The sequence below is a fragment of the Gluconacetobacter tumulicola genome, from assembly GCF_014174215.1.
In the GTDB taxonomy this organism is placed as follows: domain Bacteria; phylum Pseudomonadota; class Alphaproteobacteria; order Acetobacterales; family Acetobacteraceae; genus Gluconacetobacter; species Gluconacetobacter tumulicola.
Genome location: NZ_JABEQL010000013.1, coordinates 1 through 26197 on the forward strand (window position 1 = coordinate 1; position 26197 = coordinate 26197).

A 26197-nucleotide genomic window follows, 5' to 3' on the forward strand; every position below is an offset into this window, starting at 1 on the left:
TCGCCGTCCAACCTCGAGCAACGAAAAATACCACTCGCCCTGTTCAACTCGTTGCTGAACAATGCCTGCTACGCCGCATAAAACACCAAAGCCCAGCTTAGAGCCTGACCGAAAATATGGGCTGATGAGCGGGAGCGGCCCAGAGGGCCGCGCCCGGGGTTGCCTTTCCGCGCATGGGAGCGGAACGGCCTTGATGGAAGTGAACACCGAAGCACGGGGCCGGGTTAGCCGAATGTCCGTATCAGGAGTGGCAACGTGCCCAACAGGACTCCGTCACGGCTGCCGAACGGCCAAACCCGGGGACCAGATACCTCGTATCAGTAATGGACAGACAAGGAATCGATCGGCGTCGCCTTCGGCGGAGCGAACGTGGTCAGATCGATCCCTTCCACGGCAGCCTTGTATTCCTCATTGTTCGGCATCCGGCCAAGGATCGCCGACAACACCACGACCGGGGTCGAGGCCAGAAGCGATTCACCCTTCTTCTCGCCGGAATCCTCGACGACCCGTCCCTGGAACAGGCGGGTCGACGTCGCCAGAACGGTATCGCCCTTTTCGGCCTTCTCCTGGTTGCCCATGCACAGGTTGCAGCCCGGACGTTCCAGGTAGAGGATGTTCTCGTATTCGGTCCGCGCGGTGGCCTTCGGGAGCAGGTCATTGAATTCGAAGCCGGAATAGCGCTCGAGGATTTCCCAATCCCCCTCGGTCTTCAGTTCATCGATGATGTTGTAGGTCGGGGCGGCGACAACCAGCGGTGCCTTGAACTCGACCTTTCCCTGCGCCTTCTCCAGGTTCTTGAGCATCTGGGCCACGATTTTCATGTCGCCCTTGTGCACCATGCAGGAGCCCACGAAACCAAGGTCCACCTTCTTGGTACCGCCATAGTACGAAACCGGGCGGATCGTGTCGTGTGTGTAGCGCTTGGACACATCGGGGTTGTTCACGTCGGGATCGGCGATCATCGGCTCGTCGATCAGATCGAGATCGACCACGACCTCGGCAAAATATTTCGCATTGTCATCGGGCGCCAGCGCGGGCTTTTCGCCCGAGCGGATCTCGGCAATGCGCCTGTCGGCCTTGGCGATCAGGCCCTTGAGTGTGCCCGCGGCATTTTCCATGCCCTTGTCGATCATGATCTGGATGCGCGACTTGGCGATTTCCAGCGATTCGATCAGCGGCTCATCCTGCGAGATGCAGATCGCCGCCTTGGCCTTCATCTCGGCTGTCCAGTCGGTGAAGGTGAAGGCCTGGTCGGCGAGCAGCGTGCCGATATGCACTTCGATGACGCGGCCCTGGAAGACGTTGTCGCCGCATTGCTTGAGCATCTGCGCCTGGGTCGCGTGCACCACGTCACGGAAGTCCATGTGCGGCTGCATCGTGCCCTTGAACGTGACCTTGACCGATTGCGGGATCGGCATCGTCGCCTGGCCCGTGGCCAGTGCCAGGGCCACGGTGCCGGAGTCGGCGCCGAAGGCCACGCCCTTGGACATGCGGGTATGGCTGTCGCCGCCGATGATGATCGCCCAATCATCCACGGTGATGTCGTTCAGCACCTTGTGAATCACGTCCGTCATCGCGTGATAGACGCCCTTGGGGTCACGCGCGGTGATCAGGCCGAAATCGTTCATGAATTTCATGAGTTTCGGGATGTTCGCCTGGGCCTTCTTGTCCCAGACGGATGCCGTATGGCAGCCCGACTGGTATGCGCCATCCACGAGCGGCGAGATGATGGTGGCCGCCATCGCCTCAAGCTCCTGCGCCGTCATCAGGCCGGTCGTGTCCTGGGAGCCGACGATATTCACCTTCACGCGGACATCCGACCCTGCATGCAGGACCTTGCCCGGCGCCACGCCGACGGCGTTGCGGTTGAAGATCTTCTCGACCGCGGTCAGGCCCTGATCCTTGACCGTAATCTCCTTGTTCGGTGCGAAGACGGGGGTCGCTTCGATCCCCAGCGTCTGGGCCGCGAATGTCTGGAGCTTCTTGCCGAAGACGATGGCGTAGGAGCTGCCCGCCTTCATGAACTCCATCTTCTGGGGCGTGAACGCGGCGGCGACATCGACCAGCTCGTTGCCGTTCTCGTCGCGGAGCTGCTTGTTCTTTACATCGATCTTCAGGACGGTGCCGGTCTCGACCGAGTATTTCTGCTCGAGGATGGGATTGCCGTCGTTATTGAGGATCGGCTTGCCGTCCGCGCCGGTCTTCTTGACCCAGTTCCTGAGGTTCAGGCCGATGCCGCCGGTCACGTCGACCGTGGTCGCGAAGATCGGCGAGATGCCGTTGGTACCCGCGACGACAGGGGCGAAATTGACGAAGGGAACGTAGGGGCTGGCCTGCTTGCCGGTCCAGAGCGCCACGTTGTTCACGCCCGACATGCGCGACGAGCCGACGCCCATCGTGCCCTTTTCGGCGATCATCATCACCCGCTTGCCGGGGTGCTGCTTCTGCAGCGCGACGATTTCCCGCTGTGCTTCCGGCGAAATCATGCATTTGCCGTGCAGCTCGCGGTCCGAACGCGAATGCGCCTGGTTGCCCGGCGACAGGAGGTCGGTCGAGATATCGCCTTCGGCCGCGACGAAGGTCACGACCTTGATCTCGTCCTCGACATCCGGAAGCTTGGTGAAGAATTCGGCCCTGGCATAGCTCTCGAGCACGTCCTTCGCGATGGCGTTGCCCGCCTTGAAGGCGTCGCGCAGCCGGAACATGTCGGCGTCATAGAGGAAGACCTGGGTCTTCAGCACCTCGCCTGCCTGCTCGGCGATCGGGCCGCCATCGCCGAGGGCGATGTCAAGCAGCACCTCGATCGAGGGGCCGCCCTTCATGTGCGACAGCAGTTCGAGGGCGAAGGCGGGGGTGATCTCCGGGACGACCGCCTCACCCAGGACGATCTTCTTCAGGAACGCCGCCTTGACGCCGGCGGCGCTCGTGGTGCCGGGCAGCGTGTTGTAAATGAAGAACTTGAGGGCATCTGCCCGGTGTTCGTTACCGGCGTCCTCGATCAATGTGATCATGTCACGGACGAGCGCGCCGTCGTCGATCGGCTTGGGAGCGAGCCCCTGATTTGCTCTGTCCTTGATTTCGGTCAGGTAATCTGAATAGGCGTTCATCGCAATCCCACCGTCATTGAGGTGTATGGGCCTGAAATGCGGCCCCGCAAACCGGACATGGTCAAGTCGGCTTAAGGTTCGGACCCCAGTTACGCCAACCCCTGCCGACTGACAAGACAGGGCATTTCAACAAAAATAGAACAGAAATAGTACTTGAATTCAGCATTGACCGCTTAAAAATGGCCATTCACATGCTTACTGGATTGGAAGATACGAATCACCAATCCTACCATACTGGGTTTCTCGATCTGACCGATGACGCAGCATTTGTCATTTCAATTTTTCGGCACCGGCAATCTATCGGTACGACTCACAAAGAGGGTGAAAGCGGCCTGTCCGACATGTTGCAAGATGATCGGGCACATGATGGCCTTCAACTGCCATTCGATCGCTTTGGCATGCTTCCTCTCCGGCATCGGCGATGACATGGCCGAGGCCCCGCAAACCGGCCTATAGAGCTGTCATGTCCGGCTTCGGGACGCGGTTGGAGGCCGTGATCCGGCGATGAGGATATCGACCAGGCGCCGGGCGCTGGCTTCCCAGCCTGGGGCGGCGGCGACGTTGGAGACGCCGACCAGGGCGCGGAGGAAATCCAGCGGGTCGAGGTCGGGGCGGATGTCGCCGTTTTTGACCGCGCGGGAGACCAGCCCGTCGATCGTGCCCTTGATGATCTCGGTCGAGGCCGCGTAGAGCGCGCCCGTGCCGCCGACCAGCCCGTTCAGGGCGGGGGCGATGACCTGCTTGGCGGCGATATAGTCCACGAACAGGAGCATCCACGCGCGCAGGGCCTCGACCGGCGGATGCGTGCCCGCAAGCTGGGTCGCGGCAACGGCGAGGCGGTCCAGCTCGTTGCGATAGACGGCCTCGATCAAGGCGTCGCGGTTGGCGAAATGGCGGTAGAGCGTGCCGATTCCGACCCCGGCGCGGCGTGCGACCTCGTCCAGCGGGATGTCGGTCTCGCCGGACTGGAAGGCGGCTTTCGCCGTGTCCAGCAGGTGCTGGCGGTTGCGCTGGCCGTCGCTGCGCGGTTTGCGGCGCGATATTTTTTCCCCGTCCACGCCTCTGCCCCTTGTTAAGCGGAGTAATCCTCCGCATATCTATAAGCGGAGCATGCTTCCACATAACTCCCTTTCCTGCTGGAGGCCAATGATGGCACAGGATTTTGGCGCGACATCCACGACCGAGGATGTTCTTTCCGGGCTTTCCCTTGCGGGCAGGCGCGTGCTGGTGACCGGTGTTTCCGCCGGGCTCGGCGTCGAGACGGCGCGGGCGCTGGCGGCCCATGGCGCGCATGTGGTGGGTGCGGCGCGCGATCTGGACAAGGCGCATCGGGCGACCGCGCAGGTGCGCGCGGATGCGGAACGCGGCGGCGGTGCGCTGGAGCTGGTTGCGCTGGACCTGGCGGACCTGGCCAGCGTGCGGGCCTGTGCGGACGCGCTGAACGCGCGCGCCCTGCCCTTCGACCTGGTGATTGCCAATGCGGGCGTGATGGCCACGCCGTTCGGCCATACCAAGGATGGGTTCGAGACGCAGTTCGGCACCAATCATCTGGGACATTTCGTGCTGGTCAACCGGATTGCCGGGCTGATGCATGACGGGGCGCGGCTGGTGAATCTGGCCTCGGCGGGTCATCGGTTTTCCGATGTGGACCTCGACGATCCGAATTTCGAGCGGACGGCCTATGATCCGTTCCTGGCCTATGGACGGTCCAAGACCGCCAATATCCTGTTCGCGGTTGCGTTCGATGCGCGGCATCGGGCGCGGGGCGTGCGGGCGACGGCCGTGCATCCCGGCGGGATCATGACGGAGCTGGTCCGCCATATGGGCCCCGGGCAGATCGAGGCCATGGTGGCGCAGATCAATGAACGCGCCGACGCCGTGGGCAAGCCGCCCTTCCAGTTCAAGACCATTCCGCAGGGGGCCGCGACCTCGGTCTGGGCCGGTGTGGTGGCGGACGCCGACGCCGTGGGCGGGCATTATTGCGAGGATTGCCATGTCAGCGCCGTGGTGCCCGACGACCTGCCGATCAGCCTGATCGAGGGCGGGGTGCGGGCCTATGCCGTCGATCCGGCCCGTGCGGAGGCGCTATGGGCGGAGAGCGAGGAGATGGTCGGCGAACGGTTTGGCTGATCGCGCGCCCGAGATTGAAGACCGGCGCGCGGAGCAGGCGCGCCGGGTGGGGCGTTAACGCGGCCCCGTCAACGCTCGCGCACGGCCTCGGGCATGGGCTGCGGTTCGGGGCTGGCTGCCGCGCCCTGCGTGCCGCACCCTGCCCCGGACCGGCCGCCCTGCATGGCCATCGGCATGGCACGGCAATCGCCCTGCGGGGCGGCGTTCTGCGTCCGGTTGGGTGTGGGGGATGGGCCGGCCATCTGCATGCCCTGCATAGTCTCCATCGGCCCCTTCATGCTCATGGACCCGTGGTCCATGCCGGACATGTCCATGCCGGCCATACCGGACATGCTCTGCGCCGTGCCGGCGGTGCCTTGCGCGGCAGCCTGAACGGCGTGGAGCCCGGCCAGCAGGGCGGCCAGCGGGAGCGCGGTCCTGAGAATGGATGGGCGCATCGGAGAGATTTTCCTTCTGTCTTGCTTTGAGACTATCATGGTGATCACGGGCGGGGTCAGAACCATAGTCTGATTCCGGCGGTGACGTTCACGCCGTGGACCCGTTGCCCGCGCGCGCGGGCCATGCTGGCGGCCTGGTCGAAGCTGCTGGTGTAGGTCACGCCCAGATAGGGGGCGATCTTGCGGTGCCATTCGTAGCGCAGGCGCAATCCGGTATCGAGATCCGACAGGCCGCGCCCGTTGCCGCGGGCGCGGTCGTTGGTGGAATAGACGTTCATTTCCACCTGCGGCTGGAGGATCAGTCGGTTGGTCAGCAGCAGGTCGTACGATCCCTGCAGGCGGGCCGCCGCGCCGCGATCGCTGAAATAAGCGGTGGCTTCGAGCTGGAAGAAATACAGCGCCAGCCCTTCGACGCCCACCGCGCCCCAGGCGCGGGTTGGTCCGGCATCGATATCGACCCGCACGCCGGACTGCACGTCGAAATAGCGGGAGACGGCGCGGTCGTACAGCACTTCGTGGTCGCCGTCGCCGAAGCGGCCGTCTGTGCCGACCGTGCCTTCGGATTTCAGCCACAGCTTGTCGTAGTCGGTGCCGAACCAGGCCTGGCCGTCATAGCGGAACTGGCCGCCATCGCTGTTGGCGCGGGCTTCGAACTCGTCGAGCAGGGCGTGGCTGTAGAGCATGCGATCCATGACGGGTGGCATGCCGCCGACATAGGCGACGGGGGCATCGTCCATGGTGCCCGTTGTGTTGCCATCGGCCGCGTGGGCGGTGCCTGTGCAGAGAATGAGGGCCAGCGTGGCCGGGAGCCGCGCCCTCATGCCACCACCACGGTGCGGAACATGCCGACCTCCATGTGATAGAGCAGATGGCAGTGATAGGCCCACAAGCCGGGCTCGTCGGCGGTGACCAGGTAGCTGAGCCTTTCGCCGGGCTTGACGATGATCGTGTGCTTGTAGGGGCGGAAGGCGCCGTGGCCGTTTTCCAGCTCGCTCCATAATCCATGCAGGTGGATCGGGTGTTCCATCATCGTGTCGTTGATCAGCACGAAGCGCACGCGCTCGCCCACGCGCAGGCGGATCGGCGGGGCTTCGGAGAATTTCCGCCCGTCGAAGCCCCAGATGAAGCGCTCCATGTTGCCGGTCAGGCGCAGGGTGATCTCGCGCGAGGGGGGGCGCGGATCGGCGCCCGGGATGGTGGCGCGCAGGTCGGCATAGGTGAGGACGCGCCTGCCGTTGCCTTCGAGCCCCGCGCCCGGTTCCGCCAGCCGGTTGGTGGGCATCTGGGCGATATTCTGCATTTCGACGCCCAGCGGTGGGGCGGGTGGTGTGGACGGCGTTGGGGCGGGCGCGGGCATGGTGTCCATCTTCATGCCGGGCATGTCGCCTTGTTCTTTGCCGGGCATGTCCATTCGGGGCATGTCGCTGTGGGCTGCATCTCCATGGGGCGTGTCCATGCCGGCCATGCCCATGTCGGCCATCGTGCGCAGGGGGCGCGGGTCCATGGGGGGGATCGGGCCGGTCTGGCCGGGGGTGGTGGCCAGGGTGCCGCGTGCGTAGCCGGTGCGGTCTTCGGACTGGGCGAAGATCGTGTAGGGGCCGGGGCCGGAGGGGGTGACGATCACGTCGTAGGTCTCGGCGGGGGCGATGCGGAATTCGTCGACCGGTACCGGCTCGACATCGTTGCCGTCGGCCTGCACCACCTGCATCGTCAGGCCGGGAATCCGCATGTCGAACAGCGTCATCGACGCCGCGTTGATCACGCGCAGGCGCACGCGCTCGCCGGGGCGGAACAGGCCGGTCCAGTTGGCGGCGGGGGCGCAGCCATTGACCAGATAGGTGTAGATGATGCCGGACACGTCCGAAATATCGGTCGGGGCCATGTTCATCGCGCCCCAGCGCAGCCGGTCGGCAATGGTGGGGCCCAGCCCCTGCCCTGCTGCGTCACGGACGAAGGTGCCGACCGTGCGCTGGCGGAAATTGTAATAGTCGCTCTGGAATTTCAGGTTCGAGACGATGTCGGCCGGGTCCACGTCCGTCCAGTCTGACAGGACGATCACGTATTCTCGGTCGAACGGTTGGGCGTAGCCGGCCCTGGGGTCGACGATCAGCGCGCCGTAGAGGCCGATCTGTTCCTGGAAGCCGGAATGGCTGTGGTACCAGTAGGTGCCGCTCTGATGCAGGCGGAACCGGTAGGTGAAGCGGCCGCCCGGCGGGATGCCGGCGAAGCTGAGGCCCGGCACGCCGTCCATGTCCGCCGGCAGGCGGATGCCGTGCCAGTGGATGGAACTGGGTTCGCGCAGCTGGTTGGTCACCGTCAGTTCCACCGTGTCGCCCTGCCGCCAGCGCAGGATCGGGGCCGGGGTGGTGCCGTTGATGCCGATGGCGCGCGCCGGCCGGCCGGTAACGTTGACGCCGACCGGGCCGATCGCGAGGTCGAAGCGCGTATCCGGCACCGCCGGGGGAATGCCCGAGGAAGGCGGTGCCGGGGTGGCCGGGGCCGCGAGGGCGCCCGCGCGGCACAGGCCGGTGCCGCCCAGGCCGGCGCCGATGACGAAGCGGCGGCGCGTCAGCGCCCCCCGCCGCGCAAGGGGAAGAGAAATCATGTCTTGGTCATCCGCCAGGAAGAACGATCCGCAATCTCGCGCGTACGAGGGGCCTTGTGGGCCTAATCGCCGCGGAGTTCAGGGGCCTGACCGGAAATGAGCACCGAAGCAGAGGAAACGCGCGTCGGATCGCCGCCAGCGCACATTTCCAGACAGGGTCCCGGAGCCTGACCGGAAATGTGGGCTGGTGAGCGAGAGCGGCCCAGAGGGCCGCGCCCGGCGTGGGTTTCCGAGCATCGGAGCGGAGCGGCCTTGATGGCCGTGAGCACCGAAGCGCAGGAAACGCGCACAGGACGCGCCGCCAGCGCACATTTACGGTCAGGCTCTCAGGCGCGGTTTCTGGGTGGGCGTAGTCCCGGCGCGCAGATGCGGCCGGCGAGGCGGTGGGTGTGGATAGGCTGCACCGAGGCCACGCGGCGCAGGGCGGGCGGGGCCTGGGCGGTTGGGGCGGGGAGCCAGGCGGCGGCGCACGTGCCCTGCGGGCAACAGGAATCGCCGGCATGGCCGTCGTGATGGCTGGGGGGGTGGCAGGAGATGGGTCTGTCGGGCGCCGTGGTGGATGGGGTGTTGCATCCCATGTCCATGCCGGGGTCCATGCCGGGCATTGCCGCCATGGCGGGGGGCGCGGAGGTGGCGTGCGACAGGGTGGCGGGCAGCATCAGCCCGACCAGCAGCAGCAGGCTGGCCAGCATCCGTCCCGTCGCTGTCGAGATGACCCCCTGCATTCTCCCTGTCCCGTCACCGGCGCGCATGGCCGCACCTTCCACGGAACCTGCATTTCCGTCCAGCCTTTTCCCCCGCGCCTGCCGTGGGCGCGGGGCGCTCTTCACAAAATCCGGACTGTGATTGCGGGGGCCGGGGTGCGTGCCCACCATCGGTGAGTCTCTAGAGCAAAGGCTGCACGCCATGAAAGTCCGGGACATCATGACATCACCGGTGTTCTGCCTCCAACCGACGCAGGGCATCTCCGACGCGATCCAGCTGATGCTGGAGCGCAGGATCAGCGGGGTGCCCGTCACCACCTCGCAGGGGGAACTGGTCGGCATCGTGACCGAAGGCGACCTGTTGCGACGGCACGAGCTGGGCACGGTCGGCGCGCATTCGTGGCTGAAGGACCTCTTCCTCTCGCCCGGCAGCCGGGCGGAGGAATATGTCCACACCCATGGTCGCAAGGTGGCCGACGTGATGACCGACCAGCCGGTCACCATCGAGCCGGATGCGCGCCTGTCGGACGCCATCGACATGATGACCGTCCATCACGTCCGGCGCCTGCCGGTGCTTCAGGATGGCAGGGTGGTCGGTATTCTGGCGCGGGCCGATGTGCTGCGCGCGCTGCTGCCGCTGGCCGCCGAGCCACCCGTGGCCACCGATGACGATGTGATCCGGCAGTCGGTCGAGGCCGCGCTGGAAAGGGGGCTGGGTGCCGGGGTTCGGGACCTCGTGAAGGTCGAGGTCTATCATGGGGCGGTTGTCCTGAGCGGCGCCGTGACCGATGAGCGGCTGGTCTCGGCCACGCGGGTGGCGGCGGAGAACACGCCGGGGGTGACGTCGGTGACCAACCAGCTGATCGTCGTCGGGCCCTTTGTCGGGGCCAGCGTTCCGACGCCGCCTTTGTAGGCAGGCCAAGCGGAAGCGGGTGCCGGCCCTAGCGGGCCGGCGTGCGGGCGGGGGAGAAATGCCGCGCCCCCGCCACGCAGAGTACGACCCCCATGGCGGTCAGCACGAGTTGGCCGCCGACCGGTTCGTGCAGGGTCAGGAAGGCGAGGAAGAAGCCGAGGAACGGCTGGAGGAGCTGCAACTGCCCCACCGCCGCGATGCCGCCCAGCGCCAGCCCGCGATACCAGAACACGAACCCCAGGAACATCGAGAACAGGGTGACATAGACCAGCCCCGCCCATGCGGAGGGCGCGATGTCGCCCCACTGGGCCGGCGCCGTCGCCATCGCGCCTGCCGCCGATACTGGCAGCGCCACCACCAGCGCCCAGCAGATGACGCGCAGGCCGCCGAGCGTGCGTGACAGGCGGCCGCCCTCGGCGTAGCCCAGTCCGCAGACGATGACGGACAGGATCATCGTCAGGTCGGCGCCGTAGGACCCCGCCCCGCCCCGGCGTGCGGCAAAGCCGCAGACCAGGGCCGCTCCGGCAACCGACCAGGCCCAGAAGGCGGCGGAGGGGCGCTCGCCCCCGCGCAGCACGCCGAACGTTGCCGTGGCCAGCGGCAGCAGGCCGAGGAACAGGATCGAGCGGGTGGAGGGCATGGCCTGCAGCGCCAGGGCGCTGAGCAGCGGAAAGCCCAGCACCACGCACAGCGCGACGACGGCCAGGGCGAGCAGGTCGCGCGGCGCCGGCACGCCGGCCCGGCACCGCCACAGGCACAGCCCCGCCAGAAGCCCCGCCAGGGCGGCGCGTGCCGCCGTGAGGAACAGCGGGTCGAACCCCGCGATGGCCAGCTTGGTGGCCGGCATCGACCCGCTGAAGATCGTCATGCCGATCAGGCCTGCGATCCAGCCTTCCGTTGTTCTGTCCTGCATCGTTCCGTCCTTTCGTGCCGATCGGTGATGCGGCGGGCGGCGACGGGTTTCCAGATACGGTCCGGTACAATTACAATGAACTGTATTGTTCAGGGGACCGATACGGATGGACGTTCAGCAGGCGGATGGGACGCGGGTGGCGCAGGTGATGGGGCTGGTGCGCCACCGGATCGAGCGGCGGTTGCTGACGCCGGGTGCCCGCCTGCCCTCGATCCGCGCCATGGCGGATGGTGCCGGGGTGTCGAAATCCACCGTCGTGGAGGCTTATGACCGGCTGCATGCCGAAGGGGTTATCCGCTCCCGCCCCGGTGCGGGCTTTTATGTCGCCGCCCCGCTGGCGCCGCTGTCGCTGGACGTGCCGTCATCGGAGCCGGCGCGGATGGTCGATCCGGTCTGCATGCTGCGGGCGTCGCTGGAGCAGGACCCCTTGCCGTTTCGTTGATCGAACGCCTGTCGGGCCAGTTCGACCTCCGGCATTTTTGCGTAGGTCCAGGCGTAGAGGGCCTTGAGGGGGTCCTGGAGGGTGCGGCCCAGGGGGGTGATTTCGTATTCGACGGCGACCGGGGAGGTCGTGATCACGCGGCGGGAGACCAGGCCGTTGCGTTCCAGACGGCGCAGGCACTGGGTGAGCGCCTTTTGCGTCACGCCTTCCAGCAGGCGGCGGATGGCGTTGAAGCGCAAGGGGCCGGGATGGAGGACCGCCAGCACCATCATCGACCATTTGTCCGCGATCTGGTCGAAGAGTATGCGGCTGGGGCAATCGCCGGCGAAACGTTGCGGGTTGCAGACCGTCATCTGCGGTTTCCTTGCATATACCTGGGCGACTTCAGGTGCCTGATTGACGTCAGGTCTACGATGTATACCGTCCGGCGCCGGATCACAACGGAGCCTGTCGATGTCTCGTGCCGAAAACAGCGTGCTTTTTCGCCCCTTCCGCCTCAAGGGGCTCGAACTCAAAAACCGGATCGTCATGGCCCCCATGACCCGGCTGTTCGCGCCCGAGGGCGTGCCGGGAGAGGCCAATGCCGCCTATTATCGTCGTCGCGCCGAGCGGGAGGTGGGGCTGATCCTGTCCGAAGGGACCGTGATCGATCGGCCGACTTCGCGCAACGAGCCCACCATTCCCTTCTTTCATGGCGATGCCGCGCTGGCGGGGTGGAAGCAGGTGATCGATGCCGTGCATGAAGCCGGTGGGCGCATGGGGCCGCAGATCTGGCATACCGGGTCCATACCGGGCATGACCGGCTGGCAGCCGGAGACGCCAATCGAAAGCCCGTCCGGCCTGCTGGCCCCTGAGGCGCCGCGTGGCGAGGCCATGAGCGAGGAAGCGATTGCCGACACCGTGGCGGCATTCGCGAAGGCGGCGGTGGAGGCCAGGAAGCTTGGATTCGACACGCTGGAGCTTCATGGGGCGCATGGGTATCTGATCGACCAGTTCTTCTGGTCGGGCACCAATGGGCGGACCGACCGCTATGGCGGTGCCACCATCCGGGAACGGTCGCGCTTTGCGGCCGAAGTGGTGGCGGCGGTGCGCCGGGCCGTGGGCGATGATTTCCCCATCATCCTGCGTGTCAGCCAGTGGAAGCAGCAGGATTTTGCCGCCCGGCTGGCCGAGACGCCGGACCTGATGGCGGACTGGCTGGCGCCGCTGGTCGAGGCCGGTGTGGACATTCTGCATTGCTCGCAGCGGCGCTTCTGGGAACCTGAATTTCCGGAAATCGACGGCGAGAACGGCCTGAATTTTGCCGGCTGGGCGAAGAAGCTGACCGGGGCCGCGACCATCAGTGTCGGTTCGGTCGGGCTGTCGGGGGATATGGTGGCGACCTTTAACGGGGAAGGTGCGGATTCGACCGGAATCGCGCCGCTGATCGCGCGGATGGAACGTGACGAGTTCGACCTGATCGCCGTCGGCCGTGCGCTGCTCAGCGATCCGGACTGGGTGGTGAAGGTCAAGGCCGGGGACCATGGGAATCTGAAGGGCTTCGACCGCGCGGCACTGGCCGAACTCGTTTGAGGCGGTAACGATCTGCCCGCTGCCATGGTAGGGTTGGCCATGGCGAACACGAAGATCCTGATCAGTGCCTGTCTTCTGGGCCACCCTGTCCGCTATGACGGGGGGGCCAAATCCGCCCGGCACCCGGCCCTGGACCGGTGGCAGGCCGAAGGGCGGCTGGTGCCCGTCTGCCCCGAGCTTTCGGCGGGCTTCCCTGTGCCGCGCCCGCCTGCCGAAATCGCCGGTGGGCGGTCCGGTCAGGCGGTGCTGGCGCGGATGGCCCGTGTGATCACAGCGGGCGGCGCGGATGTGTCGGATCTCTTTATTGCAGGGGCCGAAATTGCTCTGAGCCTGGCCCGGGAGCATGCGTGCCGGTTTGCCATCCTGACCGATGGCAGCCCCTCCTGCGGAAGCCGCTTCATTTATGACGGGAGCTTCGGCGGCGGGCGGCATGACGGTGTGGGTGTGACGACGGCGCTGTTGCGCGCCCATGGCGTGCGGGTTTTTGCGGAGAGCGGGATTGGGGAGCTTCAGGCGCTTCTGGATATGGGGGGCTGAGGGGGGAAGCGGCGGTTGTTTCTGTTCTTTTTTGAAAAAAAGAACCAAAAAACTTCTTATCTTTTTTGGGATTTTGTTTTTTGAACGGGCATCGTTCCTGAATGGATGTTTTGAATCCGCATGGGCGGCCGGTTGATCATTGCGTGTGGCCGGTCTTTCATGAGGCGCCTGGACGGAGAGGCGGAATGGGCCTCGTTCGGTCCCATTCGCAGGAATCATGACCATGAAACGCCATTTTGGGGCGGGATATGCCGCGCTGATCGCCCTTTCATCCGCATGCGCTGTGGTCTCGGCTGCGAAGGGGGCGCCTGTCCTGTCCGAGCGCTTCGATGGTGCTGACAGCTTCCCTCCCCTCTCGGGTCCTGGCTGGGCAGCTTCACTGGTTGCGGGGCCGGGAAGAAACGAGGTGGTGACGGCGCATCCCGATAGCGGGTTTACGGGCCTGCACGCGATGCGGTTCGATGCGCGCGGCGTGCCGGTGCGTGCGGTCGTGAAGACAGTGCCGCCGGCGGACCGGGTGGCGGTCACGCCGGATAGCGTGCTGCGCTATATGATCTTTCCCGTCGATGATCCGCTGTCCCTGACCGACCCTGCGACCGCGACGGCGCTCGATATCGTCTTTGACGATGGCACCCGGGCCTCGTCGCTGGGGGCGCGGGATATTGCCGGCGCGCCGCTGACCCCGCAGGGACAGGGACGGAGCCTGTATCCGAACCAGTGGAACATGGTCGAAGTGCCCCTGGGGGCGATCGCGCGCCACAAACGTATCGCGGCGATCGAGGTGCAGGCGGGGCGGCCCGGCGGGGGTGCGTATCACGTCTATTTCGATGATATCAGCATCGGCGATGCGGAAAGCATGCAAGGGGCCACGCCTGCCGATCTGGTCGATACACGGCGCGGCACCAATGCGAACGGCCATTATTCGCGCGGGAACAATTTTCCCGCCGTTGCCGTGCCGCATGGATTCAATTTCTGGACGCCGGTTACGCGCGGCGATTCCGACTGGCTTTATCAGTATCAGGACCGAAACGACGCGCAGAACAGGCCGAGGCTTCAGGCGATCTCGCTCAGCCACGAGCCCAGCCCCTGGATGGGGGACCGGCAGACATTCCAGATCATGCCCGTGCCGGGTGGTGCGCCGCCCTCCGCCGACCGGGGGTTAAGGTCGGCAGGTTTCGACCATGCGCATGAGGCGGCGTTACCCTATCGTTACAGGGTGGCGCTCGACAATGGGATCGTCGCGGAAGTTGCGCCGACGGATCATGCTGCCATCATGCGTTTTTCCTATACGGGTGACCAAGGACAGATCGCATTCGACAATATCGGCGATCATGGGCGCATCGTCATCGCGCAGGACGGCATGAGCGCCGATGGATACACGGATGTTGCCAGCGACCTGTCGACCGGGGCGACGCGCATGTTCGTCCATATCGTCTTCGATCGTCCCGCCAGGGCGCAGGGGCGCCTGACGGGCCAGAAGCGCGACGATGTGCAGGCATGGACGGCGTTCGATACCTCCGGTGGTCGGCCGGTGACGCTGCGGATCGCGACATCGCTGATCGGCATCGACCAGGCGCGGCACACGATGGCGATGGAATTGCCGGAGGGGACGACATTCGACGCCGTGGCGGCGGCGGCAAAGGCCGAATGGAACAGGACTCTGACGCGGGTGGCGATTCCCGGCGCGCCGATTGACGAGCAGAGGACGCTCTACGGCAATCTTTATCGTCTCTATCTCTATCCGAACGCGGCTTACGAAAATGCCGGCAGCCCGCAGGCGCCGTCCTTCGTGCATGCCAGCCCATTCGCGGCGCCGGTAGGGCCGAACAGCGAGACGCATACGGGAGCGCGGGTCGAGACGGGGAAGCTCTTCGTCAATAACGGGTTCTGGGACACATATCGGACGGCGTGGCCTGCCTATGCGCTGTTGACCCCCGACGAGGCGGGGACGCTGATCGATGGGTTCGTGCAGCAATATCGCGAAGGCGGGTGGATCGCGCGCTGGTCTTCGCCGGGCTATGCGGACCTGATGACGGGGACGAGTGCGGATGTCGCCTTCGCCGATGCCTGGGGCAAGGGGGTGCGCCATTTCGATATTTCCAGCTTTTACCAGGCCGCGTTGAAGGATGCGACCGTGGTGCCGGATGATCCGGGTGTGGGGCGCAAGGGGTTGGCGCGTTCCATCTTCCGGGGTTACACGGACACCGACACGGACGAGGCGCTGTCCTGGTCCAGTGCCTCCACGCTCAATGATTTCGCGATCGGCACGATGGCGGCGGATCTGGCGCGGATGGCGCGTGCGGGATCGGCGGAACGGGCGGATTTCGAGGCGGAGGCCTGGTATCTGCGGAATCGCGCGCTGAACTATGTCAATCTGTTCGACCGCGACGTTGGATTCTTTGTCGGGCGGCGGCCGGATGGCGCGTGGCGTGTCGGGAAGGACATATTCGACCCTCTGGCGTGGGGTGGAGATTATACGGAGACGAATGCCTGGACCATGGCGTTCGATCCGGTTCAGGACGTGCAGGGGCTGATGAACCTCTATGGCGGTCGCGACGGGCTGGCCCGCAAGCTCGATGCGTATTTCGCAACGCCGGGCGTCTATCATGTGGGCGCGTATGGCGGCGTTATCCATGAGATGCGGGAGATGCACGATATCCGCATGGGACAATACAGCCACAGTAACCAGCCGGCGCATCATATCCTCTATATGTACGATTTCGCGGGGCTGCCGTGGAAGGCCCAAGACAAGATCCGCGATGTCATGAACCGGCTGTATCGCGGCACGGCGATCGGGCAGGGCTATCCGGGCGACGAGGATAATGGCGAGATGTCTGCCTGGTGGGTGTTCAGCGCCGCCGGTTTCTACCCGTTGCGGGTTGGCACGCCGACCTACGCGATCGGCGCGCCGCGTTTCGAGACGATGCAGCTTGCCTTCGACAATGGGCGGCGCCTGACCATCGAGGCGCCGGGCGTGAGCGACCGCAGGCGGTTTATCCAATCCGTGACGCTGAACGGCAGGAAGCTGACGCGGTGGTGGCTGTCCCATGCGGACATCGCCGCTGGCGGCACATTGCATTTCACGATGGGCGACCGGCCGTCGCCGTGGGGGACGGGGGCGGATGCCGCCCTGCCCTCCCTGACCCGTGGGAGCGCCATGCCCGAACCGGCCATGGACCTGATAGACCGGGAACAGGCGCGCAGGGAGGGACCTGCCGCGCTGTTCGACAATGATGCGATGACCAGTGCGCCGGTGCCGGGCGACGGCCTGAAGGCGGTGTTTCCTCGTGCGGCGACCGCGCTGGCCTATACGGTCACGTCGGGCGGCGACCTGAACGATGGTGCGCAGGCGTGGGATCTGGCGGCATCGGATGATGGTGTGAACTGGACGGTCATCGACCATCGCGAGGCCCAGCATTTCGCATGGAAGCGGCAGACCCGGCCCTTCCTGATCGCGGACCCGCGCCCGCATCTTCTGTATCGCTGGCGGCCTGAAGGGGCACATCCGGCGACGATCGGCGAGTTCGAGCTGCTGGGGTACCCCGGGTGAGGCCCCTTCTCTGATTCGTTAATGCTGTTCTTTCATATGGTATTTTTCGAATCGGGAGCGGCATCTCGACGTGGCGGGGGCCATGAGCTGCATCGTCATGCCTGTTGCCACGCCGGATGCGCGCTTGGGCCCGGAAGGGCGTTAATGCCCCAGGGGGCCTTCGTAATATTTTTCGATCTGGTGACCGTATAGTTGATCGCTCCAGTTGGGCATGGTTTCCGAGGTGTAACTCGGAGCCCCCTTCAGCTGATCCGGTGTCAGGTCGACGACATAACCCTGACGATTCACGTCGTAGTGCAGGGCCCGCCATGGAAGGGGGTGGTAGCTGTTGCCCATTCCGAGAAAGCCGCCGAAACTCATGACGGCATAGGCCACGTGGCCGGTCTGTTTATCGACCATGAAGTGACTGATCGTTCCCAGCTTTTCGTTGGCTGGTGAATAGACCGCCGTGCCCTCGACCTTGTCGGAGGCGATGAGTTCGTGCGTCTCGTCAATTCTGGTTGTGGTATCCGCCATGATGGCCTCCTGTTGCTTGGACCACGGTGGGTAGGTCGGCACGATCATGCGCCGGACAAGGGAAGACGGGATTTTCTTTTACACGATCTCTTGAAGGGGCGAGACACGCCGGATTTTGGAAGAAAAAGGAAACAGTTGGGTTTTCCTCGAAAACGTGGAATCGTCATCAGGCAGCGTGCGGGCTTGGCACTGCCTGGGAAGAGTTTTCCGGTTTTTAATAAGACGATACAAAATCGCCATTATGCGAGAATAGATCAAGGAGGTGGTTTCAGGCAGCTTGCGAGCGGCCGTGGCGTCGTGAAACGATCATGAAGAGAGGATGAGAGACGGAAGATGAACGACATGCCCCATACGCCCGGCAAGCGTGCCCAGCCGCATATCCCGCTCAATGACGGCACGACGATGCCGCAGATGGGCCTTGGCGTGTGGCAGATGCTGGCCGGGGAGACGGCGGCGATCGTGCGGCATGCGGTCGCGGCCGGGTATCTGGCCGTGGACACGGCCGCGATCTATGGCAACGAAGAGGGCGTGGGAGAGGGGTTGGCGGGCCGGCCCGACATCTATGTGACGACCAAGATCCGGAATGATGAGCAGGGTTATGACACGACGTTGCGGGCGTTCGACGCCAGCCTGCGCAGGCTGCGCCGCGAGAGGCTCGACCTCTATCTGATCCACTGGCCCAAGCCTGCCGAGGGGCGGTTCGTCGAGACCTGGAAGGCGATGGTCGCGCTCCGGCGGGAGGGGCGGGTGAAATCGATCGGCGTTTCGAATTTCCGGGCCGAGGATCTGGCGCGCATCATCGATGCGACCGGCGTGGTGCCGGCGGTCAACCAGATCGAACTGCATCCGCGTTTTCAGCAGCGTGCGCTGCGTGCCGTCAATGAAACACATGGGATCAGGACCGAATCCTGGAGCCCGCTCGGCCAGGGGCAGGTGCTGGACGATCCGGTGATTGCGAAGATTGCCGCGAAACACGGCAGGACCGCCGCGCAGGTGATCATCCGCTGGCATATCGACAGTGGGCTGATCGTCATTCCCAAATCGGCCACGCCGAAGCGGCTTGACGAGAATATTGCCGTCTTCGATTTTACGCTCGATGCGGAGGATATGCGGCAGATCGCCGGTCTGGATCGGGCGGATGGCCGGATCGGGCCGGACCCGTCCATATATTAGGCGGCACTTGAGAAGGGCGAAAAAGAATGTTCCGCAACGCTCTTCTTGCCCTCCCGATCCTTGCGGGCCTCGTGGCTGCCGGATCGGCCCATGCCGATGATGCATCCATCGTTCTGACGCAGGAGCAGGTCAGGTGGGTGGCAGCACCAGCCGATTTTCCAAAACATGTCGAGATTGCCTATGTGTATGGAAATGCCTCGGCCCCCGGCCCGTTCGTCATTCGCGTGAGGATGCCGGCGCATGCGCAGATCGCGCCCCACACCCATAATATGGACGAGACCTTGACCGTTCTATCCGGTCGCTTCACCCATTTCATTGGCAGGAGCTTTACCGGCGCGCGGGAGGATGCGCTTGCGGCCGGTGGCTTCGTCCATCTGCCCAAGGGCACGCCGCATGCCCTGCGGACGGCCGATTCACCGGTCGTGGTGGAAGTTTCCGGCGTCGGCCCCTTCGGCATGACCTACGTCAACCCGGCGGACGATCCCTCCCGGGCAAAATGAAGCCGGGTTGCCCCCCGGATTCAGTCATCGTCCGAAAGGGAAACACGCGGACGTTCGACACGATGCGAGAACCCGGGAACGGTTCGCCGCTATCGTGAACCGGCGGCAAGAGAGCGCGCGTTGCAACCGGTTCTTATGACATGAGTCTGTGGCCTCCATCGACATCGATTGTCTGGCCGGTCACGAAGGCAGACTCGTCCGAAGCGAGGAAGAGCATCGCGCCGAGGAGATCCGACGCCTCGCCGAACCGCTTCTGGGGAATGGAGTCGGTGACGCTCCTGATCTTGTCTCCCCTCCCCTTCGGCGGCCGCAAAGGCTGCATCCAACGCGTGCCACATGGGCATCCGGAGCGGTCCTGGCGCGATGCCGTTGATCCTGATCCCGTGGGCGGCAAGAGCGATCGCTGCTGATCGGGTGAGGCTTGTCATCGCTGCATTGGTTGCATTGAATGCCGCCGTGAGTGAACTCCCGCAGTTTCTCGTCGTTGAAGGCGCCAGAAGAGCCCCAACTTCTCCGCCAGCAGAGGTGATGCAAATGCACTTTCCAGCGGCGCGACCCGGCACCTGGTTCTCCCACTTCATTTCTCGCCTTCCGAAAGGCATGGCGGTGTCGTTCGATGATGACCCAACTGGCTGCCATCGACCACAATAAGCGGACCCTGCCACGTCCCTATCCTTGCTCTCCATGGAGATATTTAGCCGGATGGCTTACTGTCTTGACGGGATATCCCGAATGGGATTAGTTATCCATATGGCTTACCTTGACCGCGTCTTTCATTGTTTATCGGACGGCACCCGTCGCGCGGTCATCGCGCAGCTTGCCAGCGGGCCGGCGAGCGTTGGCGAGCTTGCGCGACGACATCACATGGCTCTGCCCAGCTTCATGAAGCATATCCGTGTGCTTGAAGAGAGCGAGGTCGTCATCTCCCGCAAAACGGGCCGCGTTCGTATGTGTCAATTGCGTCCCGACGCGCTCACAGCCGCACAAGGCTGGCTGGAACGGGAGCGGCGCGTTTGGGAAACCCGCCTGGACCAGTTGGATAGCTTTATCGAAACATTGTCTGAAAAGGAAAATGCACGTGGAAATCGATAACGAACGCGACCTTGTCCTCGAACGTACGGTAAAGGCCACGCCAGCCCAACTCTGGCGCGCATGGACGGAGCCGGATTTGCTGACGCAATGGTTCGCCCCCCGGCCTTATGGCGTGGCCAAAGCCTCGGTCGACCTTGTACCGGGGGGGACGTTCAATATTGTCATGTGCTCGCCGGAAGGAGATGCTTTTCCGGAAAAGCCGGGCTGCGTTCTTGTTGTCGAGCCTGAACGGCGCCTGGTCTGGACTGATGGCCTCGGCCCACAGTTCCGGCCGAACGCTGAAGCCTTCATGACTGTGGAAGTCACCATGGAGCCGGTTGCGGACGGCACGCGCTATCGCGCACTGGTGCGCCACAAGAGCCAGCAAGATCGGGCGAAGCATGAAGAGATGGGATTCTTCCAAGGATGGGGCACATGCCTTACGCAATTGGAAGAACTTGCCGCGCAGATCTGAGCCCAGGCCGCAACGAACGGGTTTCCGGAGGCCGCCCCCCCTTTGACGGGGCGCGGGGGCCGAAAGCCCCTGCGGAGGATATGAAGCGGATCGCCGGTCTGGATCGCGCGGATGGCCGCATCGGGCCGGACCCGTCCTGACATTAGCCGGCGTCTGGGAAGGAGGAAAAAGGCGGAACATCAGGCCGGAGGCGGTTAACCGTTCAGTCACTAAATTGTGTGCGCGCGCAACGAAGTGTGCGCCGGCGGGTTGCTGCACGTGCTGGAAAGGCGAAGGATGCCCGGGACGCGGAGGCGATGTTCCGGTGACGCGGCCTTCTTTCAGCAGCGTGGCTAACGGGCGTTCGACGTCCAGGCCGCTCCCTCCGGAACAATGAAGGACGCGGACGCATGACGACAAGGATTGCTGTGGCGCGGCTGCCCGCGCGCGGACAGAATGAGGGCTATCCGACGCTGCAGATACTGCGCTTGCTCGTCGGTATCAGCATTTTTATCGGTCATTGGTCGGAGCCCTATGTTGCGCGGCTGTTGCCGCAGGGGCAGGTCCCGATCGACATTTTTTTCATGATCGAGGGCTTTCTCTCGATGCGTTATCTGTCGCAGCCGGCTGTTATGGTTGCGAACAGGTGGCGGGTTGTCGGTGACCGTATCGCCCATATCTACCCGATATATGCAATAGCGCTCGTCGCGGGCTTCTGCGCGTTCGCGCCCTTTGCATTCGCCAATGCGGACGGGTGGACGGTAGCGAACTGGATCGGTGCCTTTTTCTCGGGCCTGGTCCTGCTGCCGGTCTTCTCGACGCTTGTTCATGGTTCGGTCTTTCCGCTCAATCCGCCGAGCTGGGCCATCGTGCTGGAACTGTTCGGCTTTGCGTTTCTGGCCCTGCTGCGCGTTCCTGGTTCTCCGCGACGGCTGTTCGCGGTGTGGGCCGGGGCGGTGTCGGTCTGCCTTGTGCTTGCCGCGGTCTGGCATGATCCCAATGCGGGCTGGTCCACGGTGCATTATTGGGGCGGGTGGCCCCGGATGAGTCTGGGGTTCTTCGGTGGGGCGTTGTTGTGGCATCTCCATGACCGCTATGGCGCGCGCACCCCGCAGCTCCATCCGGTCTGGGTTCTCGCGTCATTCATGGGCATGCTCCTGCTGACGACCCGGTTTATCGGCTGGCCGTTGCTGGGGGTCGGCGTGCCCCTGCTGGTCTGGTTTGGCGCTTCCTGCGCGCGCCCTGCCTGGCTCGACGCCATTGCCCCCGATGCCGGGCGGAAGGCGCTTGCTGTCTATCTGCTCGGTTATCCCGTCATGATGATCTGGCGCGTCGAGGGTATGCATTTCGCTGTGCCGCCATCGTTCGCCGGGAGCCTGGCGGGGTTCGCCCTGGTGCTTGGCAGCTTGCTGGCGGCCAGTGTGGCCATCGTGCGTCTGCAGAAAAACATAGGCCAGCAAATGCGGAGTTGAATGTGTCGGGAATGGCTGTGGACGGAGGGCGCTTGTTGGGGAAACTGTGCTTTCCCCCTACCCCGCCATTTCCGTCGCTGGCCGCCTGATCACGCGATCGACGGCACCGTGCGCTTTATGATCAGTATCGGGTCAAGCGGGCGTTTTATCGCTTGGCCAGTTCCTGAAGGACGTCCGCCTGTTCCCGCAGCGTCTCACGCGCCAGCTGCATCTGGCGCTCCAGTTTGAGATTGCGTTTCAGCCTTTGTTGCCGCCGCGGGACCGGGCGTGGCGCGCCTGCATGCGGTCTGGGGTGCCGGAGGCGTCCGGCACGGCGGCTACCCGGGCCTTGCGGGTGGCGGCGGCGCGGCGGCGCAGGACCCACATGACGCCGCCGGAGAGCGAGAAGAAGAACAGGGCGGCGCCGGCGAGGCCGACGGCGGTGCGCCACAGGCCGGCGATGACGGCGGGGCCGGCCAGCTTGGCCTCGTGCAGCGTGTGCAGCCACATGAAGGTGAGTTCGCCCGTGCGCTGCTGGCCGGGGTCGCGGATGAAGCGCACCGTGTCGGCATCGGCATCGTAGCGCACGGTTGCCGGGCGGTTGGGGCCGTAGGCGGGCAGGATGATGGTGAAGGATTGCTCGGCCGGGCGGGCGCCCAGGCGGGCCGAGGTCAGGATTGCGTCGGGCATCTGGGCCTGCACGGCGGCCATGGCGGTGTCCAGCCCCTGCTCGCCGGGGATGGCAGGCGTGTGGTCGGCATGGTGCGCGCGGGTGTGGGCCGGGCGGTCGCCGCCCTGCACGCCGAAGAGCGGGCGGGCGAAGGGGAAGGCCAGGACCGTGCCGCTGAGGGCGAGGAACAGCATGATCCCGAAGGTCCAGAAGCCCAGGCTGAGATGGGTTTCGCGCCACAGGCGATAGCCCCTGGCACGGGGGGAGATAGTGATCGTGCGGCGCCATTTGCCCGATGCCCACAGCGCCGGGTGCGGCCACCACAGGATCAGCCCGGTGATGGCCATCACACTCAGCAGCACGCCCATGACACCGGTCGCGTTCTGGCCGTAGGGCAGCAGCAGCAGGTCGGCGTGCAGATTGTGCAGCACGCGCAGGATATGCGGCACGATGTGGGTGCGCAGGATTGCGGCGTGGGCCGGGTCGACCATCACCTCGAATTCCGGGTGGCGCTCGCCGGCCGGGCCGAAGGCGACGACCGCGCTGTCACCCGGCCAGCGTGGCGGGTCGAAGCGCAGGGGCTGCGTGCCGGCGGGGGCCGCGCTGCGGGCGGCGGCGATCATGGCCTCGGCGCTGATGCCCGGCGCGGTCGTCGACCCGGGGGCCGGAACGGCGGGACGGCCGGCCAGCAGCAGCGGCAGGACCACCAGCAGGAGCCCGGTCAGGCCCTGCAACGCGAACGGCAGGATCAGGGCCAGCCCGATCCAGCGATGAATTTTCCGAAGCACGCGCCACCACGATAATGAGAATTATTCTCATATTATCGGACAGGCAAGGTTCGCGCAAGATGTGCGGGTTGATTATAGGCCGTTTGATCCGGCGCAATAGTAACAATTGATGTCGGCAGTTTATGCGGCAATCAGCGGTGCTGAGCCTGCCAGCGTCCATTCGGGTGTGACGTTGGCGAGACCATGGCGGTGGACGCGGGTAAAGCCCATGACGGGCCTGATGGCAGCATGGCCTTCATGTCCGGGCGCCAGGGTTGGGTGATCCGGCGCGGTTCATTGGGGTGGTTCTGACCGGACGTCATAAGGGCGCCCGATGGCGGCCGGCGGGTCCCTGCCCCTGGCGTGCACCGTTTCGACGGCTTTGCCGCTGGCATAACCGGTAACGGTCGGGATGGTTCGTGGCAGGCGGGCGGCGTGATGGGGGCATCGATTTCGTGCTGACAGTCCCACGCGGGTTCGCATACGCACCGGTATCGCCGTTCGATATCGGCCCGAGGCGGCTCCGCTGGCGATCCTGGTGTGCTATCATGCGGGGATCGCGCCGCTTTCCCCAGGCGCGAAACGCAGGCATGCAGGGCCGAAGCCTGTCTGTTCATCAGGTTCTGAACCCGGAGGTCCGCCAATGTCCCGCCCGCCTTTTCCGCCCTTCGATACCGAAACCGCCGCGCTGAAGGCGCGTCTGGCCGAAGATGCCTGGAACAGTCGCGACCCGCAGAAGGTCGCGCTGGCCTATACGCCCGACAGCCAGTGGCGCAACCGCACGGAGTTTCTTTGTGGCAGGGAGGAAATCGTCCTGTTCCTGACCCGCAAATGGGCGCGGGAGCATGAGTACCGGCTGATCAAGGAAGTCTGGGCGTTCCGCGAAAACCGGATTGCGGTACGCTTCGCCTACGAATGGCATGACGAGACGGGCCAGTGGTTCCGTTCCCACGGCAATGAAAACTGGGAGTTCGACGAGGCCGGGCTGATGCGCCGTCGCGTCGCCTCGATCAACGACCAGCCGATTTCGGCGGAACAGCGCCTGTTCCACTGGCCGCAGGGGAGGCGCCCGGACGACCATCCCTCGCTCTCGGCACTGGGTTTGTAGAACGCGCGGGCAGGTGGGGCGACGCCCTACCTCCTTTGGAGCGGCCGGGGGTCGTGAAGAACGACCGCATTGCGGGGCAGACATGACTATGACCGGAGGCCCGCATGGAGGCGGACGTTGCCTGTCTACACGCATAGCAGACAGGCGATTTTGCGGAAGAAGCGGAAAATCAGCTTTTTGACGTCGATCCTTGATTACTTGACGTACCGCTTTATCCAGCTTCGGAGACCATCGTCGAGGAATTTTACACTGTAGGAAAAACCAGCACGTAGCTGGTGCTTCTTCCTCCTGCAGCCTCCCGGGCCAGAATATTGCGCGACACGAGATCATTGATATCACGCAGGGCTGTATCCGGTGACGTCTTCGCCAGCTTCGCCCATTTGGATGAGGTCAGTTTACCCTCAAACCCGTCCAGCAGACGGTTAAGCATGAGGCGTTGTCGGTCATTGATCGATTGACCGGCCAGATTGTCCCAGAAACGGGCCTTCTGGATAACTTTCCCCAGAACATGGTCAGCACGGTCAAAGGCACGATCCAGAGCCCCCAGAAACCAGTGCAGCCAGAGCGTGATGTCCATATCACCCTTCTGCGCAGCCGCAAGGGTTGCATAGTAATCCTTCCGTTCGTGACGGATCTGGGCCGACAGGCTATAGAAACGCTGGTCTGTCTGTTCCGAACGCGCCAGCATGAGGTCGCCGATGGCCCGCGCCATGCGCCCGTTTCCGTCCTCAAACGGATGAATGGTGACAAACCACAGATGCGCAATGGCTGCCTTCAGCACAGGGTCCAGTGTCTGCGTTGCATTGCACCAGTCGAGAAAGGCCTGCATCTCCGCGGGCACCCTGCTGGCTGCCGGTGCCTCATAATGGACCTTCTCCCGTCCGACTGGACCTGACACGACCTGCATGGGGCCGGTTCTGTCATCACGCCACTCTCCGACCAGAATACGTGACATCCCGTTTCGTCCGGTCGGAAACAAAGCCGCATGCCAGGCGAACAGCCTCTCTTCGGTCAGTGGATCGGCATAATGGCGGGTCGCGTCCAGCATCATCTCCACCACACCTTCAACGTTCCGATCCACCGGTGCCGACGCACCGATATCCATGCCCAGTCGTCGGGCGATGGAAGACCGCACCTGCTCACGGTCGAGGTTTTCGCCCTCAATCTCGCTCGACTTGATGACGTCTTCGGTCAGGATGTGGAGTACGGCTTCAGATCTGAAATCGAATCCCAGACTTTCCATACGCCCCAGGAGCCGCCCCTGCCGATGACGCACGGTGGCCAGTTCATGGGAAATGGTGTCCTTATCCCATTGGAAGTTCGGCCATTCTCCATGCTGATGAATGTATCGCGCCATATTCTCTGCACTCCATACGGAGAATATGGCACCCAATCGCCGCAAGCCGCAAGACTATATCCGCATAATATGCGGCTAATAAATCCGTTATTCCCGGCGGAAAATGACGGCAATGCGGGGAAAGGGGGAATGTCCGGTAACGGACGGCGAACGACAAGAAATGCCATAGAAATGAATATGGGATATGGAGAGACAGGTTTCCCTCAGCCTGCGTCAATCA

The 26197-nt window shown here is 64.4% G+C and carries 23 protein-coding genes and 3 pseudogenes; 12 read left to right on the forward strand and 14 right to left on the reverse strand.

Translation table 11 applies throughout. The features are described 5' to 3' along the window. Window positions 1-317 precede the first annotated feature (317 nt). Together HLH29_RS10810 and HLH29_RS10815 are read right to left on the reverse strand one after the other, a co-directional pair. The gene (locus HLH29_RS10810) at window positions 318-3107 is read right to left on the reverse strand and encodes a bifunctional aconitate hydratase 2/2-methylisocitrate dehydratase (RefSeq protein WP_182966653.1); all 2790 of its coding nucleotides are present in this window, start codon (window positions 3105-3107) and stop codon (window positions 318-320) included. A 461-nt stretch (window positions 3108-3568) separates the two neighbouring features. Continuing rightward, window positions 3569-4165: an SbtR family transcriptional regulator gene (locus HLH29_RS10815; RefSeq protein ID WP_182966655.1), complete on the reverse strand. Its 597-nt coding sequence runs from the start codon at window positions 4163-4165 to the stop codon at window positions 3569-3571. 91 nt (window positions 4166-4256) lie between these two features. Between HLH29_RS10815 and HLH29_RS10820 the strand changes: the two genes are divergently transcribed. Continuing rightward, window positions 4257-5237 carry an SDR family NAD(P)-dependent oxidoreductase gene (locus HLH29_RS10820; protein WP_182966827.1) on the forward strand — a complete coding sequence of 327 codons (981 nt, stop codon included), beginning with the start codon at window positions 4257-4259 and terminating at the stop codon, window positions 5235-5237. Window positions 5238-5305: 68 nt separating this feature from the next. On the opposite strand, the gene HLH29_RS10825 is transcribed toward HLH29_RS10820, so the two are convergent. The 4 genes from HLH29_RS10825 to HLH29_RS10840 all read right to left on the reverse strand — a co-directional run bounded on the left by HLH29_RS10825 (window position 5306) and on the right by HLH29_RS10840 (window position 9004). After that, the gene (locus HLH29_RS10825) at window positions 5306-5674 is read right to left on the reverse strand and encodes a hypothetical protein (RefSeq protein ID WP_182966657.1); all 369 of its coding nucleotides are present in this window, start codon (window positions 5672-5674) and stop codon (window positions 5306-5308) included. Between the two features lie 56 nt (window positions 5675-5730). Continuing rightward, the gene (locus tag HLH29_RS10830; protein ID WP_246374144.1) at window positions 5731-6411 is read right to left on the reverse strand and encodes a copper resistance protein B; all 681 of its coding nucleotides are present in this window, start codon (window positions 6409-6411) and stop codon (window positions 5731-5733) included. A gap of 80 nt (window positions 6412-6491) precedes the next feature. Continuing rightward, entirely contained in the window at window positions 6492-8279 is a 1788-nt protein-coding gene (locus HLH29_RS10835; protein WP_182966661.1) for a copper resistance system multicopper oxidase, read from the reverse strand. A 326-nt stretch (window positions 8280-8605) separates the two neighbouring features. Continuing rightward, window positions 8606-9004: a hypothetical protein gene (locus HLH29_RS10840; RefSeq protein WP_182966663.1), complete on the reverse strand. Its 399-nt coding sequence runs from the start codon at window positions 9002-9004 to the stop codon at window positions 8606-8608. A 181-nt stretch (window positions 9005-9185) separates the two neighbouring features. On the opposite strand from HLH29_RS10840, the gene HLH29_RS10845 reads away from it, so the two are divergent. Next, window positions 9186-9896, forward strand: a complete 711-nt coding sequence (locus HLH29_RS10845) for a CBS domain-containing protein (protein ID WP_182966665.1) — start codon at window positions 9186-9188, stop codon at window positions 9894-9896. A gap of 28 nt (window positions 9897-9924) precedes the next feature. Here HLH29_RS10845 and HLH29_RS10850 read toward each other — a convergent pair whose 3' ends face one another. Further along, the gene (locus HLH29_RS10850; protein WP_182966667.1) at window positions 9925-10809 is read right to left on the reverse strand and encodes a DMT family transporter; all 885 of its coding nucleotides are present in this window, start codon (window positions 10807-10809) and stop codon (window positions 9925-9927) included. 106 nt (window positions 10810-10915) lie between these two features. On the opposite strand from HLH29_RS10850, the gene HLH29_RS19890 reads away from it, so the two are divergent. Further along, complete coding sequence (locus HLH29_RS19890; protein ID WP_275944171.1) at window positions 10916-11251, forward strand: winged helix-turn-helix domain-containing protein; 336 nt, start codon at window positions 10916-10918, stop codon at window positions 11249-11251. Between the two features lie 41 nt (window positions 11252-11292). Here HLH29_RS19890 and HLH29_RS20000 read toward each other — a convergent pair. Then, window positions 11293-11790 (reverse strand): annotated as a pseudogene (locus tag HLH29_RS20000) (winged helix-turn-helix transcriptional regulator); the annotation flags it as partial. Here HLH29_RS20000 and HLH29_RS10860 point away from each other — a divergent pair. The 3 genes from HLH29_RS10860 to HLH29_RS10870 all read left to right on the forward strand — a co-directional run bounded on the left by HLH29_RS10860 (window position 11705) and on the right by HLH29_RS10870 (window position 16910). Next, window positions 11705-12823 carry an NADH:flavin oxidoreductase gene (locus HLH29_RS10860; RefSeq protein WP_182966671.1) on the forward strand — a complete coding sequence of 373 codons (1119 nt, stop codon included), beginning with the start codon at window positions 11705-11707 and terminating at the stop codon, window positions 12821-12823. The pseudogene HLH29_RS20000 and the gene HLH29_RS10860 sit on opposite strands and share 86 nt — an antisense overlap. Window positions 12824-12862: 39 nt before the next feature. Beyond that, window positions 12863-13360, forward strand: coding sequence for a DUF523 domain-containing protein (locus tag HLH29_RS10865; RefSeq protein WP_220791477.1), 498 nt, complete (start codon window positions 12863-12865; stop codon window positions 13358-13360). 223 nt (window positions 13361-13583) lie between these two features. Beyond that, on the forward strand, window positions 13584-16910 hold the full coding sequence (locus tag HLH29_RS10870) for a GH92 family glycosyl hydrolase (RefSeq protein WP_246374136.1): 3327 nt from the start codon (window positions 13584-13586) through the stop codon (window positions 16908-16910). Window positions 16911-17051: 141 nt separating this feature from the next. Here HLH29_RS10870 and HLH29_RS10875 read toward each other — a convergent pair whose 3' ends face one another. Then, entirely contained in the window at window positions 17052-17426 is a 375-nt protein-coding gene (locus tag HLH29_RS10875) for a PRC-barrel domain-containing protein (RefSeq protein ID WP_182966677.1), read from the reverse strand. Window positions 17427-17759: 333 nt separating this feature from the next. On the opposite strand from HLH29_RS10875, the gene HLH29_RS10880 reads away from it, so the two are divergent. Together HLH29_RS10880 and HLH29_RS10885 are read left to right on the forward strand one after the other, a co-directional pair. Continuing rightward, window positions 17760-18599 (forward strand): aldo/keto reductase, encoded by an 840-nt coding sequence (locus HLH29_RS10880; RefSeq protein WP_246374137.1) that lies wholly within the window; start codon window positions 17760-17762, stop codon window positions 18597-18599. Window positions 18600-18625: 26 nt separating this feature from the next. Beyond that, window positions 18626-19099 carry a cupin domain-containing protein gene (locus tag HLH29_RS10885; RefSeq protein ID WP_182966679.1) on the forward strand — a complete coding sequence of 158 codons (474 nt, stop codon included), beginning with the start codon at window positions 18626-18628 and terminating at the stop codon, window positions 19097-19099. A 133-nt stretch (window positions 19100-19232) separates the two neighbouring features. Here the strand turns inward: HLH29_RS10885 and HLH29_RS19615 are convergent, their stop codons facing one another. Next, a complete protein-coding gene (locus tag HLH29_RS19615) occupies window positions 19233-19421 on the reverse strand; it encodes an SDR family oxidoreductase (RefSeq protein WP_246374138.1) in 189 nt (62 codons plus the stop codon). Then, a pseudogene (locus HLH29_RS19620) lies at window positions 19405-19527 on the reverse strand (SDR family oxidoreductase); the annotation flags it as partial. The gene HLH29_RS19615 and the pseudogene HLH29_RS19620, both read right to left, overlap by 17 nt. Window positions 19528-19849: 322 nt before the next feature. On the opposite strand from HLH29_RS19620, the gene HLH29_RS10895 reads away from it, so the two are divergent. The 3 genes from HLH29_RS10895 (at window position 19850) to HLH29_RS10905 (ending at window position 22096) form a co-directional block, all read left to right on the forward strand. Next, the gene (locus HLH29_RS10895) at window positions 19850-20191 is read left to right on the forward strand and encodes an ArsR/SmtB family transcription factor (protein ID WP_182966683.1); all 342 of its coding nucleotides are present in this window, start codon (window positions 19850-19852) and stop codon (window positions 20189-20191) included. Further along, window positions 20178-20645 (forward strand): SRPBCC family protein, encoded by a 468-nt coding sequence (locus HLH29_RS10900; RefSeq protein WP_338029302.1) that lies wholly within the window; start codon window positions 20178-20180, stop codon window positions 20643-20645. The genes HLH29_RS10895 and HLH29_RS10900 overlap by 14 nt, the downstream gene beginning before the upstream one ends. A 389-nt stretch (window positions 20646-21034) precedes the next feature. Further along, on the forward strand, window positions 21035-22096 hold the full coding sequence (locus HLH29_RS10905) for an acyltransferase family protein (RefSeq protein ID WP_246374139.1): 1062 nt from the start codon (window positions 21035-21037) through the stop codon (window positions 22094-22096). A gap of 237 nt (window positions 22097-22333) precedes the next feature. Here HLH29_RS10905 and HLH29_RS10910 read toward each other — a convergent pair whose 3' ends face one another. Together HLH29_RS10910 and HLH29_RS19625 are read right to left on the reverse strand one after the other, a co-directional pair. Then, the gene (locus HLH29_RS10910; RefSeq protein ID WP_182966687.1) at window positions 22334-23533 is read right to left on the reverse strand and encodes a PepSY domain-containing protein; all 1200 of its coding nucleotides are present in this window, start codon (window positions 23531-23533) and stop codon (window positions 22334-22336) included. Window positions 23534-23653: 120 nt separating this feature from the next. Beyond that, window positions 23654-23938 (reverse strand): annotated as a pseudogene (locus tag HLH29_RS19625) (IS5/IS1182 family transposase); the annotation flags it as partial. A 217-nt stretch (window positions 23939-24155) separates the two neighbouring features. Here HLH29_RS19625 and HLH29_RS10915 point away from each other — a divergent pair. Further along, window positions 24156-24620: a nuclear transport factor 2 family protein gene (locus HLH29_RS10915; protein ID WP_182966689.1), complete on the forward strand. Its 465-nt coding sequence runs from the start codon at window positions 24156-24158 to the stop codon at window positions 24618-24620. Between the two features lie 244 nt (window positions 24621-24864). Here the strand turns inward: HLH29_RS10915 and HLH29_RS10920 are convergent, their stop codons facing one another. Beyond that, window positions 24865-25977, reverse strand: coding sequence for a Fic family protein (locus HLH29_RS10920; protein WP_182966691.1), 1113 nt, complete (start codon window positions 25975-25977; stop codon window positions 24865-24867). Between the last annotated feature and the right edge of the window lie 220 nt (window positions 25978-26197).

Excerpts from the sequence above, each read along its gene's own strand:
- HLH29_RS10810 (WP_182966653.1), bottom strand. The coding sequence starts at position 3,107 with ATGAACGCCTATTCAGATTACCTGACCGAAATCAAGGACAGAGCAAAT.
- HLH29_RS10820 (WP_182966827.1), top strand. The coding sequence starts at position 4,257 with ATGGCACAGGATTTTGGCGCGACATCCACGACCGAGGATGTTCTTTCC.
- HLH29_RS10825 (WP_182966657.1), bottom strand. The coding sequence starts at position 5,674 with ATGCGCCCATCCATTCTCAGGACCGCGCTCCCGCTGGCCGCCCTGCTG.
- HLH29_RS10830 (WP_246374144.1), bottom strand. The coding sequence starts at position 6,411 with ATGGACGATGCCCCCGTCGCCTATGTCGGCGGCATGCCACCCGTCATG.
- HLH29_RS10835 (WP_182966661.1), bottom strand. The coding sequence starts at position 8,279 with ATGATTTCTCTTCCCCTTGCGCGGCGGGGGGCGCTGACGCGCCGCCGC.
- HLH29_RS10840 (WP_182966663.1), bottom strand. The coding sequence starts at position 9,004 with ATGCAGGGGGTCATCTCGACAGCGACGGGACGGATGCTGGCCAGCCTG.
- HLH29_RS10845 (WP_182966665.1), top strand. The coding sequence starts at position 9,186 with ATGAAAGTCCGGGACATCATGACATCACCGGTGTTCTGCCTCCAACCG.
- HLH29_RS10850 (WP_182966667.1), bottom strand. The coding sequence starts at position 10,809 with ATGCAGGACAGAACAACGGAAGGCTGGATCGCAGGCCTGATCGGCATG.
- HLH29_RS19890 (WP_275944171.1), top strand. The coding sequence starts at position 10,916 with ATGGACGTTCAGCAGGCGGATGGGACGCGGGTGGCGCAGGTGATGGGG.
- HLH29_RS10860 (WP_182966671.1), top strand. The coding sequence starts at position 11,705 with ATGTCTCGTGCCGAAAACAGCGTGCTTTTTCGCCCCTTCCGCCTCAAG.
- HLH29_RS10865 (WP_220791477.1), top strand. The coding sequence starts at position 12,863 with ATGGCGAACACGAAGATCCTGATCAGTGCCTGTCTTCTGGGCCACCCT.
- HLH29_RS10870 (WP_246374136.1), top strand. The coding sequence starts at position 13,584 with ATGAAACGCCATTTTGGGGCGGGATATGCCGCGCTGATCGCCCTTTCA.
- HLH29_RS10875 (WP_182966677.1), bottom strand. The coding sequence starts at position 17,426 with ATGGCGGATACCACAACCAGAATTGACGAGACGCACGAACTCATCGCC.
- HLH29_RS10880 (WP_246374137.1), top strand. The coding sequence starts at position 17,760 with ATGAACGACATGCCCCATACGCCCGGCAAGCGTGCCCAGCCGCATATC.
- HLH29_RS10885 (WP_182966679.1), top strand. The coding sequence starts at position 18,626 with ATGTTCCGCAACGCTCTTCTTGCCCTCCCGATCCTTGCGGGCCTCGTG.
- HLH29_RS19615 (WP_246374138.1), bottom strand. The coding sequence starts at position 19,421 with ATGCAGCCTTTGCGGCCGCCGAAGGGGAGGGGAGACAAGATCAGGAGC.
- HLH29_RS10895 (WP_182966683.1), top strand. The coding sequence starts at position 19,850 with ATGGCTTACCTTGACCGCGTCTTTCATTGTTTATCGGACGGCACCCGT.
- HLH29_RS10905 (WP_246374139.1), top strand. The coding sequence starts at position 21,035 with ATGACGACAAGGATTGCTGTGGCGCGGCTGCCCGCGCGCGGACAGAAT.
- HLH29_RS10915 (WP_182966689.1), top strand. The coding sequence starts at position 24,156 with ATGTCCCGCCCGCCTTTTCCGCCCTTCGATACCGAAACCGCCGCGCTG.
- HLH29_RS10920 (WP_182966691.1), bottom strand. The coding sequence starts at position 25,977 with ATGGCGCGATACATTCATCAGCATGGAGAATGGCCGAACTTCCAATGG.